Annotated in this window: 1 protein-coding gene; it reads left to right on the top strand. The window is 50.2% G+C overall.

All coding sequences use genetic code 11. The features are described 5' to 3' along the window. Window positions 1–269 (top strand): cadherin-like domain-containing protein (locus BCU91_RS20260; protein WP_157936272.1); only part of this gene is annotated, 269 nt, incomplete at both ends.

Here is a 269-nt window from a genome sequence, read left to right as displayed (position 1 = left end):
GATGTCAACGATGCACCGGTAGCAGGCAGTACCTCATACACAGTCAACGAAGACGGCCAAATCACCATTAGCGCTGAGCAGCTATTAGCGAACTCAAGCGATGTGGATGGCACAGTCAGCCTAGACTCAGTGTCATATTCTGGTACTGACGGAATCCTAGTTCAAAACCAAGATGGCTCAGTGACCTTCTCGCCAAATGAAAACTTCAACGGTGACATCAGCCTGGATGTCACCATCATCGATGATGACGGCGCCACTGCTGAAACCAC

Source organism: Shewanella sp. 10N.286.52.B9, assembly GCF_002873635.1.
Taxonomy (GTDB): domain Bacteria; phylum Pseudomonadota; class Gammaproteobacteria; order Enterobacterales; family Shewanellaceae; genus Shewanella.
This window is presented reverse-complemented; position numbering and strand designations above follow the sequence as displayed.